This is a genomic window from Rhodococcus sp. GA1 (assembly GCF_024321955.1).
In the GTDB taxonomy this organism is placed as follows: Bacteria; Actinomycetota; Actinomycetes; order Mycobacteriales; family Mycobacteriaceae; genus Rhodococcus; species Rhodococcus pyridinivorans.
In genome coordinates this window covers 1,320,801-1,338,634 of sequence record NZ_CP097186.1, presented here as the reverse complement: position 1 = coordinate 1,338,634, position 17,834 = coordinate 1,320,801, and the positions used below count along the sequence as shown (strand labels likewise).

The 17,834-nt window shown below is 68.2% G+C and carries 16 protein-coding genes and 1 pseudogene; 11 read left to right on the top strand and 6 right to left on the bottom strand.

Annotated elements, in window-relative coordinates; translation table 11 throughout:
• Positions 1 to 3 precede the first annotated feature (3 nt).
• The 3 genes from M3330_RS06120 to M3330_RS06110 all read left to right on the top strand — a co-directional run bounded on the left by M3330_RS06120 (position 4) and on the right by M3330_RS06110 (position 4,718).
• Complete coding sequence (locus tag M3330_RS06120; RefSeq protein WP_255027638.1) at positions 4 to 1,155, top strand: cystathionine gamma-synthase; 1,152 nt, start codon at positions 4 to 6, stop codon at positions 1,153 to 1,155.
• A gap of 141 nt (positions 1,156 to 1,296) precedes the next feature.
• A complete protein-coding gene (locus tag M3330_RS06115) occupies positions 1,297 to 3,207 on the top strand; it encodes an SEC-C domain-containing protein (RefSeq protein ID WP_255027636.1) in 1,911 nt (636 codons plus the stop codon).
• A 149-nt stretch (positions 3,208 to 3,356) separates the two neighbouring features.
• Positions 3,357 to 4,718 (top strand): bifunctional lytic transglycosylase/C40 family peptidase, encoded by a 1,362-nt coding sequence (locus M3330_RS06110; RefSeq protein ID WP_006553877.1) that lies wholly within the window; start codon positions 3,357 to 3,359, stop codon positions 4,716 to 4,718.
• 92 nt (positions 4,719 to 4,810) lie between these two features.
• Here the strand turns inward: M3330_RS06110 and greA are convergent, their stop codons facing one another.
• Both greA and M3330_RS06100 read right to left on the bottom strand, forming a co-directional pair.
• Complete coding sequence (gene greA, locus M3330_RS06105) at positions 4,811 to 5,305, bottom strand: transcription elongation factor GreA (protein ID WP_033097234.1); 495 nt, start codon at positions 5,303 to 5,305, stop codon at positions 4,811 to 4,813.
• 247 nt (positions 5,306 to 5,552) lie between these two features.
• A complete protein-coding gene (locus M3330_RS06100; protein ID WP_039584586.1) occupies positions 5,553 to 5,981 on the bottom strand; it encodes a DUF4307 domain-containing protein in 429 nt (142 codons plus the stop codon).
• A 162-nt stretch (positions 5,982 to 6,143) separates the two neighbouring features.
• On the opposite strand from M3330_RS06100, the gene mca reads away from it, so the two are divergent.
• From mca to M3330_RS06085, 3 genes are read left to right on the top strand one after another with little or no spacing between them, the layout of a single operon-like run.
• Positions 6,144 to 7,022, top strand: a complete 879-nt coding sequence (gene mca / locus M3330_RS06095; RefSeq protein WP_006553880.1) for a mycothiol conjugate amidase Mca — start codon at positions 6,144 to 6,146, stop codon at positions 7,020 to 7,022.
• Positions 7,019 to 7,339, top strand: a complete 321-nt coding sequence (locus tag M3330_RS06090; protein WP_006553881.1) for a hypothetical protein — start codon at positions 7,019 to 7,021, stop codon at positions 7,337 to 7,339. Before mca ends, M3330_RS06090 begins: the two co-directional genes overlap by 4 nt.
• Positions 7,340 to 7,382: 43 nt before the next feature.
• Complete coding sequence (locus M3330_RS06085) at positions 7,383 to 9,377, top strand: thioredoxin domain-containing protein (protein ID WP_071934513.1); 1,995 nt, start codon at positions 7,383 to 7,385, stop codon at positions 9,375 to 9,377.
• A gap of 64 nt (positions 9,378 to 9,441) precedes the next feature.
• Here M3330_RS06085 and M3330_RS06080 read toward each other — a convergent pair whose 3' ends face one another.
• Positions 9,442 to 10,359, bottom strand: a complete 918-nt coding sequence (locus tag M3330_RS06080; protein ID WP_033097237.1) for a mechanosensitive ion channel family protein — start codon at positions 10,357 to 10,359, stop codon at positions 9,442 to 9,444.
• 74 nt (positions 10,360 to 10,433) lie between these two features.
• Entirely contained in the window at positions 10,434 to 11,102 is a 669-nt protein-coding gene (locus M3330_RS06075; protein ID WP_024103272.1) for a hemolysin III family protein, read from the bottom strand.
• A gap of 157 nt (positions 11,103 to 11,259) precedes the next feature.
• Between M3330_RS06075 and M3330_RS06070 the strand changes: the two genes are divergently transcribed.
• On the top strand, positions 11,260 to 12,027 hold the full coding sequence (locus M3330_RS06070) for an isoprenyl transferase (RefSeq protein WP_006553884.1): 768 nt from the start codon (positions 11,260 to 11,262) through the stop codon (positions 12,025 to 12,027).
• 74 nt (positions 12,028 to 12,101) lie between these two features.
• On the opposite strand, the gene coaA is transcribed toward M3330_RS06070, so the two are convergent.
• Positions 12,102 to 13,034, bottom strand: coding sequence for a type I pantothenate kinase (coaA, locus tag M3330_RS06065; RefSeq protein WP_016691280.1), 933 nt, complete (start codon positions 13,032 to 13,034; stop codon positions 12,102 to 12,104).
• A 151-nt stretch (positions 13,035 to 13,185) separates the two neighbouring features.
• Between coaA and M3330_RS06060 the strand changes: the two genes are divergently transcribed.
• The 4 genes and pseudogenes from M3330_RS06060 to M3330_RS06045 all read left to right on the top strand — a co-directional run.
• Entirely contained in the window at positions 13,186 to 14,376 is a 1,191-nt protein-coding gene (locus M3330_RS06060; protein ID WP_016691281.1) for a hypothetical protein, read from the top strand.
• Positions 14,377 to 14,471: 95 nt separating this feature from the next.
• Positions 14,472 to 15,767, top strand: a complete 1,296-nt coding sequence (gene glyA / locus M3330_RS06055) for a serine hydroxymethyltransferase (RefSeq protein ID WP_071934514.1) — start codon at positions 14,472 to 14,474, stop codon at positions 15,765 to 15,767.
• A gap of 162 nt (positions 15,768 to 15,929) precedes the next feature.
• Positions 15,930 to 16,616: an isochorismatase family protein gene (locus tag M3330_RS06050; protein ID WP_071934515.1), complete on the top strand. Its 687-nt coding sequence runs from the start codon at positions 15,930 to 15,932 to the stop codon at positions 16,614 to 16,616.
• A 33-nt stretch (positions 16,617 to 16,649) separates the two neighbouring features.
• Positions 16,650 to 16,751: pseudogene (locus M3330_RS06045) on the top strand (aspartate 1-decarboxylase); the annotation flags it as partial.
• 85 nt (positions 16,752 to 16,836) lie between these two features.
• On the opposite strand, the gene M3330_RS06040 reads toward M3330_RS06045, so the two are convergent.
• Positions 16,837 to 17,712: a siderophore-interacting protein gene (locus M3330_RS06040; protein ID WP_071934516.1), complete on the bottom strand. Its 876-nt coding sequence runs from the start codon at positions 17,710 to 17,712 to the stop codon at positions 16,837 to 16,839.
• Positions 17,713 to 17,834 lie beyond the last annotated feature (122 nt).

The following is a 17,834-nucleotide window of genomic DNA, read 5'->3' as shown; positions in this document are numbered from 1 at the left end:
TTCATGACAGACCAGAACCAGCACGGTTTCGCGACCCGCGCCATCCACGCCGGGTACGAGCCCGACCCCCAGACCGGTGCCGTCAACGTGCCGATCTACGCGTCGTCGACCTTCGCCCAGGACGGCGTCGGCGAGATGCGCAACGGCTTCGAGTACGCCCGCACCGGCAACCCCACCCGTCGTCCCCTCGAGGCGAACCTCGCCGCGCTCGAGAACGGCACCTACGGCCGGGCGTTCGGCTCGGGCATGGCCGCTACCGACTGCCTGCTCCGTTCGGTGCTGCGTCCGGGCGACCACCTCGTCATCCCCAACGACGCGTACGGCGGCACCTTCCGTCTCATCGACAAGGTGTTCACGCAGTGGGGGATCGAGTACACCCCGGCCGCGATCAACGACGCCGACGAGGTGCACGCGGCCGTGCGCCCGAACACCAAGCTCGTGTGGGTGGAGACGCCCACCAACCCGCTGCTCAACATCGGCGACATCTCGGCGCTCGCCGACATCGCGCACGAGGGTGGTGCCAAGCTCGTCGTCGACAACACCTTCGCGTCGCCGTACCTGCAGCAGCCGCTCACCTTCGGTGCCGACGTCGTGCTGCATTCGACCACCAAGTACATCGGTGGTCACTCCGACGTCGTCGGTGGCGCGCTGGTGACGAACGACGAGGAGCTCGACGCCGCCTTCGCGTTCCTGCAGAACGGTGCGGGCGCCGTGCCGGGCCCGTTCGACGCCTTCCTCACGCTGCGCGGCATCAAGACGCTCGCGGTGCGGATGGAGAAGCACTCCGACAACGCCGAGAAGCTCGTCGACTTCCTGTCGGGACATTCCGCCGTGACCAAGGTGCTGTACCCGGGTCTCGAATCGCATCCGGGCCACGAGTACGCGGCCAAGCAGATGCGTCGCTTCGGTGGCATGATTTCCGTGCGCCTCGCCGGTGGCCGCCAGGCCGCGCTGGACTTCTGCAAGCGCACCGAGATCTTCACCCTCGCCGAGTCGCTCGGTGGTGTGGAGTCGCTCATCGAGCATCCGGGTGCGATGACCCACGCCTCCACCGCCGGGTCGCTGCTCGAGGTCCCCGAGGATCTCGTCCGGCTGTCGGTGGGTATCGAGGATGCCGCCGACCTGCTCGCCGACGTCGAACAGGCGCTCGGCTGACACACCGGTCGTAGAAGACAGGAGAAGAAGGCGTCCCGAAGGACGCCTTCTTCTCCTGTCGATCGGGAAAACATCGACGGCGACGTGCGGAAGGAACCGCATAGCCCCCGGAAGCATTGCCGGGCGCCGTACGATCACGTGGTGACGGACAGTGAACATCCCGAATCCGCCCTGTGGGACACCGTGCTCGACACGGTACGGCGCCATGGACCCATGACGATCGACGAGGTGGCCGATCATCTCGAGGAGCACGGATTCGGCTCGGCCGAGCAAGTGATGATCGATCTCGAACAGTCGGAACCGCATCCGCTGTTGATGTGGTTGTCCGACGACCGTGTCGCGGCGACGGATGCGCTGTTCGAGGGCAGGATGCTCACACACCGCCTCACCGCGGACGAACTCGACCGGCACGCGATCCCGGTCGACGACATCGAACCGCTCCTGCTGCTCGTCTCCGAGGACGACGAGTTCGATCTCGTGCAGCCCGGTGGATTCGAAGCTGCTGCCACGCAAAACGATCCGGATTCGGATGAGATCGTCCGCAAGGAGACGATCGTCTTTCCCGAAGGAGCCCTGTCGGGTCACGAGGCGGGAGACCTGCTCGCACTCACCGTGCGGGACGGTCGCTTGTCGTTCGCTCCGGTCGACGACGAAGTCCGAAGTAGTGAGGCCGAATTCGTGCACGCGCTCGAACAGACCATCGCCCGCCAGCAGGTGGCGAGCCTCGGGGGCGCCTTCCTCGACGTGCTCGCCGATGTACCGGACGCGTTCTCCGCGCCGTCCCTGCCGCTCGGGGACTTGCTCGCCGGAGCCGGTCTGGCCCGCAGCGGAGACCTGGTGGCACCGAACGGTTTCGACTTCGACGGATACTCCGACCGGGCGATGTTCGAGATCTATGCCGAACAGCTCGGGATCCCCGTCGACGCCGTGCCCGGCGTGGCCCTGTTCGCGTCGCTGGTCGAAGCCCTCGAACGCGGCGACGACGCCGAACTCGACGAGCGTTTCGCCGTGGGAAAATCCGGTCTGTACTCGGTGCTGTCCGATCCCGAGATCGCCGAGACCGTCTACGACGAACTGGTGGGGGAGAAGCTCGCGCCCGAGGCGATCGAACAGGCCGCGCTGTGGCTGCTCGACCATGCGCCGCGACGTGCGGCGGGGGCAGCGCACTGGATCGCCGGTCGCGCGGGCGAATCGACCGGACGCCTCACGGAAGCCGAACGGCACTACGAGCGCTCGGCCGACCTCGACTCCGCCTTCGACCTCCCGTTGTTCGACCTCGCGCGCTTCGCTTCCGATCGCGGGGACGCGATACGGGGGCTGTCTCTGCTCGCCCGGGTGCCGGGCGGCGACGAACATCCCCTCCACGAAGTGCTCGAACGGTACCGGCCGAAGGAGGTCCCGGGGCTCGGCCGCAACGACCGCTGCTGGTGCGGGTCGGGCCGCAAGTACAAGGCGTGCCATCTCGGGCGCGCCGAGCACTCGCTCGAGGAACGCTCCGACTGGCTGTACATGAAGGCGGCCATGCACGCCCTCGAACCCGGATGGGCCGAACAGCGGGTCGCGCTGGCGGAGGCGCGTTCCGGCTACGGGGACGACGACGCGGTGGCCGAGGCCGTCGCCGATCCTCTCGTCGAGGACGTCCTGCTCTTCGATGCCGGCGCCTTCGCGGATTTCGTCGAGCGTCGCGGTGAGTTGCTGCCCGAGGACGAGGCCGAGCTCGCCCGCTCGTGGCTGGCGGTCGAGCGTTCGGTCTTCGAGGTCGAGGCGAGTGCGCCGGAGGAGTCGCTCACGCTGCGCGACGTCCGTAGCGATCGGGTGGTGGAGGTGTCCGCGCCCTGGCTCGCGGGTGAGGTGCCCGCCGGGACGTTGCTGTGCGCCCGTGTGATGCCGGTGGGGGAGGACCGGTGGGTGATGCCCGGCGGCTGCGAACCGGTGACGAAGGATCAGCGGGACACGCTCGTCACGCTGCTGGACGAGGACGCGGTCGATCCGGTGGACATCATGGACGTCCTGACCCAGCCGGACGCCGCAGACTTCTATCCGGAACCGTAACTCCGGACCCTTAGGAAGCACCGGTCCCACTGGTCCCAGTACTAGAACGTGTTCCTGAATATATGTGATAAGAACATCCGGAAGCCGCACTGGTGATCGACCTCACAGTTACGGTGAGAGCGGTTGATCGATGGATGTGGGGGTAGCGGATGTCGGTGGACCCGTCTGCGGTCATCGTGGCAGTGGCTACGGCAGCAAGTGCGCTCGTTCAGGGCGTGGACCTACCAGCAGAGATCAAGGATCAGATCAACGGGGCGATCGAGTCGTTCGAGGCAACTGCCGAGAACGCCGACACGGATGCGGCGAATCTCGTCGCGTCCTTGCCGGAACCGATGCAGCAGGGAGCACAACAGGCGGTCGCGGATGCGACGACGGCGGTCGCGGGAGCGATCGAGCCGCATCTGCCCGAGGATGCGGCCGCGGCCCTGCACCCCGCCGATCCGCAAGCAGCTCCGCCCGCTCTGGCGCCCGAACCGCCGGCCGCGCGTCCCGGGCCCTTCGGAATACCGGTCCAACCCCCGGCGACCGGTGTGGTCGGGAACCCGCAACCGGGTCCCACGATCCCGGGCACCGGGATCACGTTGCCGTCGATCCCGGCGATCCTTCCCGGAACGCGACTCGCACCCATCGGTGCGATCGCAGTGTTCGCGCCGTGGCTGAAGAAGGCCGGCGAACTGTGCGAAGGGGTCTCCGCGCCGGTCCTCGCGGCCCTCTACTCCGCCGAGAACGGTTTCCGGTACGGCCCGACCGCGCCGGTCTCGCCGGTCGGCGCCCGCGGCCCGGGACAGTTCATGCCCGGCACCTGGGACCAGTACGGCAAGGACGCCGACGGTGACGGCAAGGCCGACGTCCTCGGCATCGCCGACCCGGTCATGGCGTCGGGCAACCTCCTGTGCGACAACTACAAGCTCATCGACGACTGGAAGAAGCGCGGACTGGTCGAGGGCGACACCCTCGATCTGACCCTCGCGGCCTACAACGCCGGCGTCGGCGCGGTGAAGCGCTCGGGTGGCATGCCGTCCGGTCATCCCGACTACGAGAACCAGACGAAGCCCTACGTCGCGAAGATCCGCGCGACCGAGCACGTCTTCGCCCGCATGCTCTCGCCGTTCCTGGGTCTGGGCATCGGAGGCGGAGCCGGCGACGTCGGTAATCGCATTGTCGACCTTGCCTTCAAGTACCTCGGCCTGCCGTACGTATGGGGTGGCGGCAATATCAACGGGCCGTCCGGCGGCGGTTTCGACTGCTCCGGCCTGACGTCGTACGCGGTCTTCGCCGCGACGGGCATCACGCTGCCGCGCACGTCCGAGACACAGTGGCACATCGGCACCGAGGTGCCGCTGTACGCGGCGCGCCCCGGCGACCTGCTGTTCGGCAACTGGCAGGCCGGCGGACCCGGTCACGTCGCCATCTACATCGGTGGCGGGCAGATGGTGCACGCACCCACCACCGGCGACGTCGTGCGGGTGGGGCCGGTCTTCCCCGACATGAAGGCGCGGCGCATCTTCTGACACCTGCCGTGAACACGCGAAAGGCCCGACCGAGAGAATCCGGTCGGGCCTTTCGGCTGCAGAGGGGACTGCCGCGGTGCGGCACTCGGCGATCAGCCGCGGTAAGGTTCCGCGCTCACCAGTGTCACCTTCATGGTGTTGCCGTTGGGCAGCGTGTACTCGCGGGTCTCGCCGACCTTCGCGTCGATCAGGGCGCCACCGAGGGGCGAGCTGGGGGAGTAGGTCTCGAGCTCGCTGTTGCGGGCACCTTCTTCGCGGGTCGCGATCAAGAACGTCTCCGTGTCGGACTCGTCGCCGGCGTAGTAGACGGTGACGACGGAACCGGGGAGGGCCACGCCCGACTCGGTCGGAGCAACGCCGACCTTGGCGGTGCCCAGCAGCTCCTGGAGCTGACGGATACGGGCTTCCTGCTGGCCCTGCTCCTCGCGGGCCGCGTGGTAGCCGCCGTTCTCCTTGAGGTCGCCTTCCTCGCGACGCTCGTTGATCTCGGCGGCGATGACAGGACGATTCGCGATGAGCTGGTCCAGCTCGGCCTTGAGTCGGTCGTACGACTCCTGCGTCAGCCAGGTCACCTGGGTCTCGGTCATCCTCGATCACTTCCTTCGGGTTGGAGCCCCCGGCTCCGTGGACAAGTCGTGCACATGCAACGACCGCGACAGCACGACCCCCGTCGTCCCCCCTGGTTGTCAGGCTGAACGGAAGTCGTACTGTCTGTTGATGCTCTTATGCAGCAATACACGGCCCCAAAGGGTGGAACCGTGTATCCGGCTATTTTAGCATCACTATCGTCGCTGCTCCGGAAAAGCGCAGGAAGCCGCTGGTCGCGGTAGATTCCTAGGGTGCGCGGAGGTAGTCGGGAGCCTCGGTGCTGCAGCCGTAGGTATCGCCCATTCCGGGGCGTTGTGACGTCTTGACCGTGGATGTCAGCACGACCGTCTGCGAATCGGACGCCGGGATGAGGACCTCGCGCCGTCCGGTCTCGCTGCCGTCCTTCGACCGCGCCCGGATGATGCAGACAGCATCCTCGGACGGATCGTCCCGCGTGACCTTGAGCTGGATGTCGATGGTGCTGTCGTCGATGATCTCGAAGGCGAGGACCTCCGACTCGATCGGAGCCGAGTTGTTCTGGAACAGCACGAACGCCACGACGAGCCCGGCGAGCAGACCGGCGATGGTGAAACCCCAGCGCTTGCCGCGTGTCGACACGCGGGGCCCGGGGTACCGGGAGGAGGGGTACCGGTCGGTGGGCAGGGTGTTACTCATCACTTTGCTTTCACAGCGGAACGATGGATCGGGCGTCGCCGCAGGGTCACGGCTGACGTCGGAATTATCAGGTGGAACTATAGAGGACGGATCCGTAGCGACCGCGACGCGGGCGCAGGGTCGGTTCCGGCGAAGCAGACGACGTGAGGTGGAGGAATACACGTGAGCGGACTACGGCTCATGGCCGTGCACGCCCATCCCGACGACGAGTCGAGCAAGGGCGCGGCCACGATGGCCCGGTACTCGGCCGAGGGACACGAGGTCCTGGTGGTCACGCTCACGGGCGGAGAGCGCGGCGACATCCTGAACCCCGCCATGGATGTGCCCGGCATTCGCGAACGCATGAGCGAGGTGCGTCAGGAGGAGATGGCCGAGGCCGCCCGCATCCTCGGGGTGCGGCACCAGTGGCTCGGCTTCGTCGACTCCGGACTGCCCGAGGGCGACCCCAAGCCTCCGCTGCCGGAGGGCTGCTTCGCTGCGATCCCGCTCGACGAACCGGTCCGCCGGCTCGTGCAGTCGGTGCGCGAGTTCCGCCCCCACGTCATGACCACCTACGACGAGAACGGTGGCTACCCGCATCCCGACCATATCCGGTGCCACGAGGTGTCGGTCGCGGCCTACGAAGCGGCCGCGGATCCGGATTTCCATCCCGAGCTGGGCGAGCCCTGGGCGGTGAGCAAGCTCTACTACTCGCACGGTTTCATCCGTAAGCGGCTCGAGCTGTTCCGCGAGGAGTACGAGCGTCGCGGGGAGCCGTTCCCGATGGAGCAGTGGCTCAACAAGTGGCGCACCGAGCAGGGCGACATCATGGGGCGCGTGACCACCCAGATCACCTGTGGCGACTACTTCCCGAAGCGCGACGACGCGCTGCGGGCCCACGCCACCCAGATCGACCCCAACGGATCCTTCTTCGCGGTGCCGTTGGACATCCAGCAGAAGGTGTGGCCGACCGAGGAGTTCGAGTTGGCCAAGACCCGCGTGAGCACGGTACTTCCCGAGACGGATCTGTTCGCGGGCATCGAGGACGGACAGGGCAAATGACGATAGGCACGCTCGCGGTCGATGTTCTGGCCGTCGAGATTCTGGCCCAGGAGCCGACCGGCCCCGAGTTCGGCAAGGCGTCTCCGCTCGGACTGGCCATCGTGGTGGTCCTGCTGGTCGCGACCGCTCTGCTGATCTGGAACATGAACAAGCGGCTGAAGAAGCTGCCCGAGAACTTCCAGCCGGAGCATCCCGAACCCGACCAGGCCGTGGACGACGGCACGCTGCCGGGTGCGATGCCCGGCGGAGCCGAGGAGAAGGCCGGCGGCACGAAGGCCACCGGTCCGGAACGTCCGGAACCCACCAAGGGAAGCTGACGACCGGCCGTCACCGGCGGTGCTCCTTCCGTAGCGTGGGGGCATGGCGAACCGACTGGCCGACGCCCTGAGCCCTTATCTGAGGCAGCACGCCGACAATCCGGTCCACTGGCAGGAATGGGGCGACGACGCGCTCGCGGAGGCGCGCGAGCGCGACGTGCCGATCCTGCTGTCGATCGGGTACGCGGCCTGCCACTGGTGTCACGTCATGGCACACGAGTCGTTCGAGGACGAGGCCACGGCCGCTGTCATGAACGAGAACTTCGTGTGCATCAAGGTCGACCGTGAGGAACGGCCGGACATCGACGCGGTCTACATGAACGCGACCGTCGCCATGGCCGGTCAGGGCGGATGGCCGATGACCTGCTTCCTCACCCCCGACGGCTCGCCTTTCTACTGCGGCACGTATTACCCGAACACGCCGCGCGGCGGCATGCCGTCCTTCGTCCAACTTCTCGAGGCCATCACCCAGACCTGGCACAACCGGCGCGATGAGGTCTCGCAGGCCGCCGACGCCGTGGCCACCGAACTCCGTCGCAGCAGCGGGGGACTGCCCGTCGGGGAGGCCGCTGTCGAGGCGGTCCTGCTCGACGCGGCGGCCGCTGCGATCGCCACCGACGAGGATCGCGAACACGGCGGCTTCGGGGGCGCACCCAAGTTCCCGCCGTCCAACCTGCTCGAGGGCCTGCTGCGCGGATACGAGCGCACGCGCTCCGCCGACACGCTCGGTCTCGTCGAGCGCACGACCGACGCGATGGCGCGAGGTGGGATCTACGACCAGCTCGGTGGCGGTTTCGCCCGCTACAGCGTCGACTCCGCCTGGACGGTGCCGCACTTCGAGAAGATGCTCTACGACAACGCGCTGCTCCTACGGCTGTACGCGCACCTCGCGCGGGTGACCGGCGCGGAACTGCCGACGCGGGTCACCCGGGAGACCGCCGAATTCCTGCTGCGCGACCTGCTCACCACCGACGGCGGATTCGCCTCGGCGCTCGACGCCGACACGGACGGGGTCGAGGGCCTGACCTACGTGTGGACCCCCGATCAGCTCGTCGATGTGCTCGGCGCGGACGACGGCCGGTGGGCCGCGGAGGCCTTCACCGTCACTCCCGGCGGCACCTTCGAACACGGCACCTCGGTGTTGCAGCTGCTCGACGAGCCCGACGATCCGGCCCGTCTCGCCGACGTGCGGGCACGCCTGTTCGCGGCCCGGCAGGATCGCGCGCAACCCGGACGCGACGACAAGGTCGTCACCGCGTGGAACGGCTTCGCGATCACCGCACTGGCAGAGGCCGGCATCGCACTGGGCGAACCCGCCTGGATCGACGCGGCGGCGAGGTGCGCGCGGTTCCTGCTCGACCGGCACCTCGTCGATGGACGACTGCGCCGCGCGTCGCTCGGAGGTGTCGTCGGATCTCCGGTGGGCGTGCTCGAGGACTACGGAGCACTCGTCACCGCGCTGCTCGCCGTCCATCAGGGGACCGGGGATCGGAGCTGGGTCGAGCGCGCGCGAGAACTCGCCGACGTCGCGCTCACGCAGTTCGCGGATCCGGAACGTCCCGGGAGCTGGTTCGACACCGCGCACGACGCCGAATCGCTGGTCGCCCGGCCGCGCGATCCGGTCGACGGGGCGACGCCGTCGGGGGCGTCGCTGATCGCCGAGGCGTTGCTCGGTCTGTCCGCGCTGGTGCACGACGACCCCCGCTACGCCGATGCCGCCGCGCTGTCGCTGTCGGCGGCCTCGATCCTGCTCGAGAAAGCGCCGCGTGCCGGAGGGCACTGGCTGACCGTGGCCGAGGCGTCGGTGCGCGGTCCGCTGCAGGTCGCCGTCGCGGGTGGCGGCGCACTCCTCGACCTCGCGCGCCGGCTCGCACCGGGGGGAGCGATCGTGGTGGGCGGCGAACCCGACTCGTCGCCGCTGCTCGATGGTCGGCCGCTCGTCGACGGAGCATCCGCGGCCTACGTGTGCCGGGGCTTCGTGTGCGATCGGCCGGTGACGACGGAGACGGATCTGCGCGAGGTGCTCGCCGCGCTCTGACTCGTCGGGGCCAGGCGGTGCCAGGGGCGGTGAATCGGTGCGCTCGGTCCTCTACTTCGAGGGTCTAGCTGCTCACGGCGGCTGCGACCGCGACGTTCGGCGACTCGATGCCGTTCTGATCGAACGCCTCGAGCACCGCGCGGGTGAGACTGCGGCGGATCGCCCACTGCTTGCCGGCGCGCACGCGCACGGTCAGCCGCAGCGTCACCGCACCCGCCGTCACGGAGTTGACCCCGAGCAGTTCGGGCTTCTCCAGGACGTCGGGTGCGATGTCCTCGCGTTCGACGCCGTCGAGTACGGCCCGCAGGGCGATCTGGCAGGCGCGGTCGACATTGGAGGTCGGTGCGATGGGTACGTCGATCACGGAGACCGCGTGGCCCTGGCTCATGTTGCCGACGCGCAGGATCTCGCCGTTGCGGCAGAACCACAGGGTGCCGTCGATGTCGCGGACGGTCGTCACGCGCAGGCCGACCGACTCGACGGTGCCCACCGCGTCGCCGAGGTCCACCACGTCGCCCACACCGTACTGGTCCTCGAGCAGCATGAACATGCCCGAGATGAAGTCCCGCACGAGGTTCTGCGCACCGAAACCAAGAGCAACACCGGCGATACCGGCCGAGGCGATGAACGGCGCGACGTTGAAGCCGAGCGTGTCGAGCGTCTGCAGCACCACCCAGACGAGCACGACGACCGACACACCGGACTTGAATACCGAGCCGATCGTCTGGGCACGCTGGATCCGGCGTTCGCGCGCGTAGGGATCACCGATGGCGCGTTCGGCGCGTTCCTGCAGCGGTGCGAGGAACGATCGGCGGGGCTTGCCGGATTTCTCACGCGGCTTCGTCATGCGGTCGATCAGTCGGTGGAGGACGAAGCGGAGCACGATCGCGACGACGATGTAACTCACGATCGCGAGCGGCCGGTGGATCAGCCAGTCCCTGTTGGTCTCGGTCAGTTCGAAGGCGAGCAACGGAATAGACATCCCCCGCGAGTTTACAAACGGGTGCCGGAGGCTTCAGGTGGTGTGAGAAGTTGCACGAAGCGGTCGGTGAGGTTTCAACCGAGAATCACGAGCCACACCGCTATCGCGTGACACAGTGCCGCGATGACCGTGGCCGCGTGAAAGAACTCGTGGTGCCCGAACGTCGCGGGCCACGGATCGGGCCAGCGGGTCGCGTAGAGGATCGCTCCTCCGCTGTAGAACAGCCCTCCGACCAGCAGGAGCAGCATGGGAGCGAGACCGACCTCGGCGACCAGCTGTCCGGCAACGGGCACGATGGCCCATCCGAGCAGCAGATACAGCGGCACACCGACCCAGCGCGGCGCCGTAGGCCACAGCATCTTCAGGGCCACGCCCGCCAGCGCGCCCGCCCACACGACGATCAGCAGCGGTCGCCCGGACTCCGGGGGCAGGGCGAGTGTCGCGAACGGGGTGTAGCTGCCGGCGATGAACACGAAGATCATCGAATGGTCGGCGCGCTTCATCCACACGCGGGACCGGGGCCCCCAGTTCAGGCGGTGGTAGAGCGCGCTGACGCCGAACACACCGCACACGGTGAGGCTGTAGATGGTCGCGGGGAGTACGGCGTCCGGGCGGTCGGCGAGGAAGGCGGCGGCCGAGACGAGGGCGACGCCGGCGATGACGGCCACACCGAAGGCCCAGGCGTGGATCCATCCGCGCATCCGCGGTTTGACGGGTAGTTCCTCGAGGCCGAATGCCGTCATGCGTGCGCTCCTCTCGGTACCGATCAGTAACCTACGCAACCGTAGGTTTGTTCCGTCGTCACGTTACAGCCCGTGAGGGCGCTCCGGGAGACTCTGTGACCACCGACGCGACCGTCCGTACGCCTGGGCGTAATGTGACTCGCGTGGTGATGACGGGGTGAGCGTCCGCGGACTGCTGTACCGGCTCTACGAGCGCAGGCTGCTGAAGGAACTCGACGGAGCACGGCATCCGCGACACGTCGCGGTCATGTGCGACGGCAATCGGCGTTGGGCGCGCGAGAACGGCTTCACCGACGTCAGTCACGGCCACCGCGAAGGTGCCAAGAAGATCGCCGAGCTGCTGAGCTGGTGCGACGCGGCCGGTATCGAGACGGCGACGATCTACCTGCTGTCCACCGAGAACCTCCGGCGCGACCCGGAGGAGCTCGATGCTCTGCTCGAGATCATCTCCGACGTGGTGGAGGAGATCTCCGCGCCCGGCCAGAACTGGGGCGTGAAGATCGTCGGCACCACCGACCTGCTCCCGGCCGACCACGCCAAGCGGCTGCACGAGGCCGCGGCCGGCACCGCGGGCCGGACGGGCACGCACGTCAACGTCGCCGTCGGGTACGGCGGTCGCCAGGAGATCGTCGACGCGGTGCAGTCGCTCCTGCGGGTGCGCTACGCGCAGGGGTTGCGTGGCGAAGAGCTCGTCGAGTCCGTGACGGTCGACGGTGTCGACAGCCACCTCTACACGTCCGGTCAACCCGATCCGGACCTCGTGATCCGTACCTCCGGCGAGCAGCGACTGTCCGGATTCCTGCTCTGGCAGTCCGCCTACTCGGAGATCTGGTTCACCGAGGCGTACTGGCCCGAGTTCCGCCGGGTCGACTTCCTGCGCGCGCTGCGCGACTACGCCGCCCGGCACCGCCGGTTCGGCGCCTGACGGCACCCGCCGGTTCGGCGCCTGACGGCGCCCGCCGGTTCGGCGCCTGGAACAGGGCCGAGCGGCGGGGCGCGTCAGAGCTTGCGCAACCGGAGCCGGTTGATGGCGTGATCCGAGTCCTTGCGCAGGACCAGGGTCGCGCGCGGTCGCGTGGGCAGGATGTTCTCCACCAGGTTCGGCAGGTTGATCGAGTGCCAGATCTCCTTCGCGGCACTCATCGCGTCCCGGTCCGACAGGTTCGCGTAGTGGTGGAAGTGCGCCTCGGGATCCGCGAAGGACGTCTTACGCAGCGCGAGAAAGCGTTCCACGTACCACTTCTCGATGTCCTCGATACGCGCGTCGACGTAGATCGAGAAGTCGAACAGGTCGGAGACCATCAACCGCGGACCGGTCTGCAGCACGTTCAGGCCCTCGATGATGAGGATGTCCGGCTGCCGCACGATGTGGTACTGACCCGGGATGATGTCGTACGAGATGTGGGAGTAGATCGGCGCCGCAACCTCTTTCGCTCCCGACTTGACCTCGGTGACGAACCGCAGCAGTTTGCGCCGGTCGTAGCTCTCGGGAAAACCCTTGCGGTGCATGATGTTGCGCCGCACCAGTTCCTTGGTGGAGTAGAGGAACCCGTCGGTGGTCACGAGATCCACCCGCGGGTGGTGATCCCAGCGTGCCAGCAACGCCTGCAGCACACGTGCCGTGGTGGACTTGCCGACCGCCACCGAACCGGCCACACCGATCACGAACGGCACCTGCTGGTCGGGATGCTTCTCCCCGAGGAAGGTCGCGGTCGCGGCGAACAACCGCTGCTTCGCTGCGACCTGCAGGTGGATCAACCGGGCGAGGGGGAGGTACACCTCCGCGACCTCCGCGAGGTCGATCTGCTCGCCCAGGCCCCGAAGCCCGATGAGTTCGTCCTCGGTGAGGACGAGGGGAGTCGACTTCCGCAGCGTCCGCCACTGCTTGCGGTCGAACTCGACATACGGGCTCGGTTCGTTCAGACGAGCCATCGGCACGGCTTCCCGGTGGCGCGGCGGATGCGGCGTTGCATGTCCATGTAACGGATTGTGCTCGCTGACACAGGCGGATGCCTCCCCGGGGTCCCCACTCCGGCGGGTTCTCCTGTGTCGGCTCGCCGACGAGCGACTAGGCTCGGCCGGTATGGGAGCCGACGACTTCGTGAACGAATATCTGCTGCTGGGCCTGGCTTTCGACCGGCTCGAGGAAGGGTTCGTCGACGCCTACACGGGCGATCCCGCGCTGCGGCGGAAGGTCGAGAACGCCCCGACTCCCGATCCCCGTGATCTATCACACACCGCGCGACGGCTGCGGGACGAACTGCCCGGTGCGGGACTGTCCGACGAGCGCACCCGTTTCCTCGACGTGCATCTGCGCGCCCTCGACTGCTCGGCCCGCAAGTTCGCGGGGGAGGAGATCGGTTTCGTCGACGAGGTCGAGGCGTACTTCGACGTCCGCATCGAGCCCGGCGACGAGGACGCCTACCGCGACGCGCACCGTCGCCTCGACGCTTTGCTGCCCGGCACCGGATCGCTCACCGAACGGATGCAGGCCCACCGCAAGTCCGAGGTGATCCCCGCCGATCGTCTCGCCGAATGCGTCGAGGCGTTCTCGAGCGCTCTGCGGGAGAAGGTGCGGGCGGTCCACCCGCTGCCCGACACCGAGCGTGTCGAGTACGAGGTCGTCGGCGACAAGCCGTGGTCGGGCTTCAACTACTACCTCGGCGACTACCGGTCGCGGGTCGCGATCAACTCCGATCTCGAACAGACGATGGCGCACCTGCCCCGGCTGATCGCGCACGAGGCGTATCCCGGTCACCACACCGAGCACTGCCGCAAGGAGGCCGGTCTCGTCGCCGGCGGTCAGGCCGAGCAGACGCTGTTCCTCGTCAACACCCCGCAGTGCCTCATGGCCGAAGGGCTCGCCGATCTCGCACTCGACGCGATCGTCGGCCCGGGCTGGGGGACGTGGGCGCAGGAGATCTACGCCGATCTCGGGCTCCGGTTCGACGGCGAACTCGCCGAACAACTGTCCGAGGCGTCCGAGCAGTTGCTGTCGGTGCGGCAGGACGCCGCGCTGCTGCTCCACGACCGCGGGCGCAGCCACGACGAGGTCGTCGAATTCCTGCAGCGCTGGTCGCTGTCGAGCCCCGAACGTGCCCGGCAGTCGCTGCGCTTTCTGTCGTCGCCGTTGTGGCGTGCCTACATCAGCACCTACGTCGAGGGCTACCGGCTCCTCGGCGGCTGGCTCGAGCAGGTTCCGGCCGGAGCCGAGCGCGCCGACCGTTTCCGGCGCCTGCTCGACGAACCCCTGGTGCCCAGCAGCCTGCGGTGAACCGCAGGTTGCTCGGGGACCGGCTTCCGCAGCGGTGGACGGCCTTCGTAGACTGGAGGTCGTATCCCTGACGCCCTCTGCTTGGAGAAACCTCGATGACCGCTGCGCCCGGCGCCGACGTGAACACTGCCGCACTGAACGACCTCGATCCCGAGGTCGCCGAGGCCATGGCCGGCGAGCTGTCGCGTCAGCGCGACACGCTCGAGATGATCGCGTCGGAGAACTTCGTGCCGCGCGCCGTCCTCCAGGCCCAGGGCAGCGTCCTGACCAACAAGTACGCCGAGGGTTACCCCGGCCGTCGCTACTACGGCGGCTGCGAGAACGTCGACGTCGTCGAGGACCTCGCCCGTAACCGCGCCAAGGAGCTCTTCGGCGCCGATTTCGCGAACGTCCAGCCGCACTCGGGTGCGCAGGCGAACGCGGCGGTGCTCATGGCGCTGATGACGCCCGGCGAGAAGCTGCTCGGTCTCGACCTCGCGCACGGCGGCCACCTCACGCACGGCATGAAGCTCAACTTCTCCGGCAAGCTGTACGACGTCGCGTCCTACGGGGTCAGCAAGGACGACCACCGCATCGACATGGACGAGGTCCGCGACATCGCCCTGCGCGAGAAGCCGAAGGTCATCGTCGCCGGCTGGTCCGCCTACCCGCGTCACGAGGACTTCGCCGCCTTCCGCTCCATCGCCGACGAGGTCGGTGCCTACCTGTGGGTCGACATGGCGCACTTCGCCGGTCTGGTCGCCGCGGGTCTGCACCCGTCGCCGGTGCCGTACGCCGACGTCGTCTCCACCACCGTGCACAAGACGCTCGGTGGCCCGCGTTCCGGCCTGATCCTCGCCAAGCAGGAATGGGCGAAGAAGATCAACTCGGCCGTCTTCCCCGGCCAGCAGGGCGGCCCGCTCATGCACGCGATCGCCGCGAAGGCCGTTGCACTGAAGATCGCCGCGAGCGACGAGTTCAAGGACCGTCAGCAGCGCACCCTCTCCGGTGCCCGGATCATCGCCGATCGCCTGTCGCAGTCCGACGTCGCCGACAAGGGCATCTCGGTGCTCACCGGCGGCACCGACGTGCACCTGGTCCTGGTCGACCTGCGCAACTCGCAGCTCGACGGCCAGCAGGGTGAGGACGCCCTCCACGAGGTCGGCATCACCGTCAACCGCAACGCCGTGCCGTTCGACCCGCGTCCCCCGATGGTCACCTCGGGTCTGCGCATCGGCACCCCGGCGCTCGCGACCCGCGGTTTCGGCGACGAGCAGTTCACCGAGGTCGCCGAGATCATCGCGCAGACGCTCATCGGTGGCGCCGACGCCGAGTCGCTGCGCACCCGCGTGAGCGCCCTGGCGCAGTCCGTGCCGCTGTACGAGGGTCTCGAGGACTGGCGTCTGATCTGACGGCTTCCTACTGTCGCCGACCGGCCCGCACCGAACTCCGGTGCGGGCCGGTCGCGTATCCGGGGGACGAGACATCCCACCGCAGGGTTGGTTAGGGTAGCCTACGCACGCCGACACTGTCGGTGCCCGCACGCGTACCCCCGAACAGCAGAAGGAAGTCGCATGGCCATCCCGAGCATCGATCCGTACGAGTTGCCCACCGGCGACGAGATTCCCGATGCTCGGGTGGACTGGACGCTCGACGCGTCCCGCTGCGCCCTGCTGATCCACGACATGCAGAAGTACTTCATCGACGCCTACCAGCGCGACGCCGAACCGCTCGCGACCGTGGTGCCCAACATCGTCCGCCTCCGCGAGGCGTGCCTGGCCGCCGGTATCCCCGTCGTCTACACGATGCAGCCCGGCGACCAGCATCCGTCGCGTCGCGGCATCCTCGCCGACTTCTGGGGCGTGGGGCTGAGCACGGGCCGCGACACCGAGGTCATCGACGAACTCACCCCCGGCCCGGACGACATCCAGGTCACCAAGTGGCGCTACTCGGCGTTCCAGCGCACCGACTTCCGTCAGCTGCTCGCGCACAACGGCCGCGACCAGCTCATCGTCACCGGCGTCTACGCGCACATGGGCTGCATGCTCAGCGCCGCCGACGCCTTCATGAGCGACGTCGCGCCGTTCATGGCCCTCGACGCCACCGCCGATTTCTCCCGCGACGAGCACCTCATGGCGCTCCAGTACGTCGCCAAGCGGGTCGGCCGGGTCGAGACCACGGACGCGCTGATCGAGTCGATTACCGCGTCAGCGCGTCGCCGCGACCGCGAGACCGAAGAACTCACCGCATCGCTGCGCTGACCGACACGGTCCGAGAATCGGGAACTTCAGCACATGCAGCGAATTCTTCTGTCCGGCAAGATCCATCGCGCGACCGTCACCCACGCGGATCTGCACTACGTCGGATCGGTGACGATCGACCGCGACCAACTCTCACCGCGCTGACGCGGGAAGCGATTTCGGTGCTCTCGACGTCGCCAGGCGCGGTCGAGAACACCGAAACAGAGCACACAGGAATCGTCTAGGTGGTGCCGCGACGACGCGCCTCGAGCGTCTCGACGGCCTGCTCGCGCAGCAGCCGCAGGCGGGCCAGCGGACGATCGGACTCGGGGCTGCGCCAGTAGCCCGACGCGTCGAGCATCGGCTTGGCGATGCCGAGTCGCTTCGACACGGCGCGCAGTTCCTTCACGATCGATGCCTCGCCGGCGATCCACATCCAGCCCTCACCGCCGCGCGGCGCACCCGACTCGACGGCCTCGGCGAGCACGGTGGCGTCGGAGACTCCGGGACGACGGTGCACCCACCTCACGCCTGCGAGATCGGACTGTTCCTCCTGCGGACCGTCGACCAGCGCGAAGACGTGCATCGGCACCGTGCCACCGTAGGTCTCGACGAAGCGCCCCAGTGCGGGTAGTGCGGTCTCGTCGCCGGCGAGCAGCCACCAGTCGGCGCCCTGCGGCGGGATGATCGCGACCTTGGGTCCCGCGAGGTGGAGCACGCTGCCGGGTTCGGCGGTGCGGGCCCAGTTACCGGCGGGGCCGTGTCCGTGCAGGACGAAGTCCAGATCGAGCTCCCCGGCCACGGGATCGAAGCGACGCACCGTGTAGGCGCGGGCCACGGGTGCGGGCTTGCGGGGCCAGTGCAGGTGCCCGTCGTGCTGTTCGGGCAGGACAGGGGTCTCGCTGCCGGGTTCGGGCAGGAAGATCTTGACGTAGTCGTCGGCACCCTCGGTGGTGAACGCCGGGGCATCGTAGTCGCCGCTGCGGAAGGCACCGAGCTGCTCGCCGCCCAGGGTGATCCGACGCATCCGCGGTGTCACGTCCACCGCGCGGAGTACGGTCAGGCGCCGCAGGACGATGGGCAGGGAGACGCGGGTCGGGGGCGTCGTCACCGGCATGGTGAGCTCCTTCCGGACGGGACCGGCCGGACAATTCGGGCGGGCGCGTCGCTGCTGGTATGGTTAGGCGGCCCTAACTATATCCGGACGGAGGGGCGGATCCGAGGGGGCGGGTCCAGGAA

Coding starts and splice junctions, on each gene's coding strand:
- M3330_RS06060 (WP_016691281.1), top strand. CDS start 13,186: ATGGGAGCCGACGACTTCGTGAACGAATATCTGCTGCTGGGCCTGGCT.
- M3330_RS06090 (WP_006553881.1), top strand. CDS start 7,019: ATGACGATAGGCACGCTCGCGGTCGATGTTCTGGCCGTCGAGATTCTG.
- M3330_RS06080 (WP_033097237.1), bottom strand. CDS start 10,359: ATGTCTATTCCGTTGCTCGCCTTCGAACTGACCGAGACCAACAGGGAC.
- M3330_RS06110 (WP_006553877.1), top strand. CDS start 3,357: ATGTCGGTGGACCCGTCTGCGGTCATCGTGGCAGTGGCTACGGCAGCA.
- M3330_RS06050 (WP_071934515.1), top strand. CDS start 15,930: ATGGCCATCCCGAGCATCGATCCGTACGAGTTGCCCACCGGCGACGAG.
- glyA (WP_071934514.1), top strand. CDS start 14,472: ATGACCGCTGCGCCCGGCGCCGACGTGAACACTGCCGCACTGAACGAC.
- M3330_RS06100 (WP_039584586.1), bottom strand. CDS start 5,981: ATGAGTAACACCCTGCCCACCGACCGGTACCCCTCCTCCCGGTACCCC.
- M3330_RS06085 (WP_071934513.1), top strand. CDS start 7,383: ATGGCGAACCGACTGGCCGACGCCCTGAGCCCTTATCTGAGGCAGCAC.
- greA (WP_033097234.1), bottom strand. CDS start 5,305: ATGACCGAGACCCAGGTGACCTGGCTGACGCAGGAGTCGTACGACCGA.
- M3330_RS06120 (WP_255027638.1), top strand. CDS start 4: ATGACAGACCAGAACCAGCACGGTTTCGCGACCCGCGCCATCCACGCC.
- M3330_RS06040 (WP_071934516.1), bottom strand. CDS start 17,712: ATGCCGGTGACGACGCCCCCGACCCGCGTCTCCCTGCCCATCGTCCTG.
- M3330_RS06075 (WP_024103272.1), bottom strand. CDS start 11,102: ATGACGGCATTCGGCCTCGAGGAACTACCCGTCAAACCGCGGATGCGC.
- coaA (WP_016691280.1), bottom strand. CDS start 13,034: ATGGCTCGTCTGAACGAACCGAGCCCGTATGTCGAGTTCGACCGCAAG.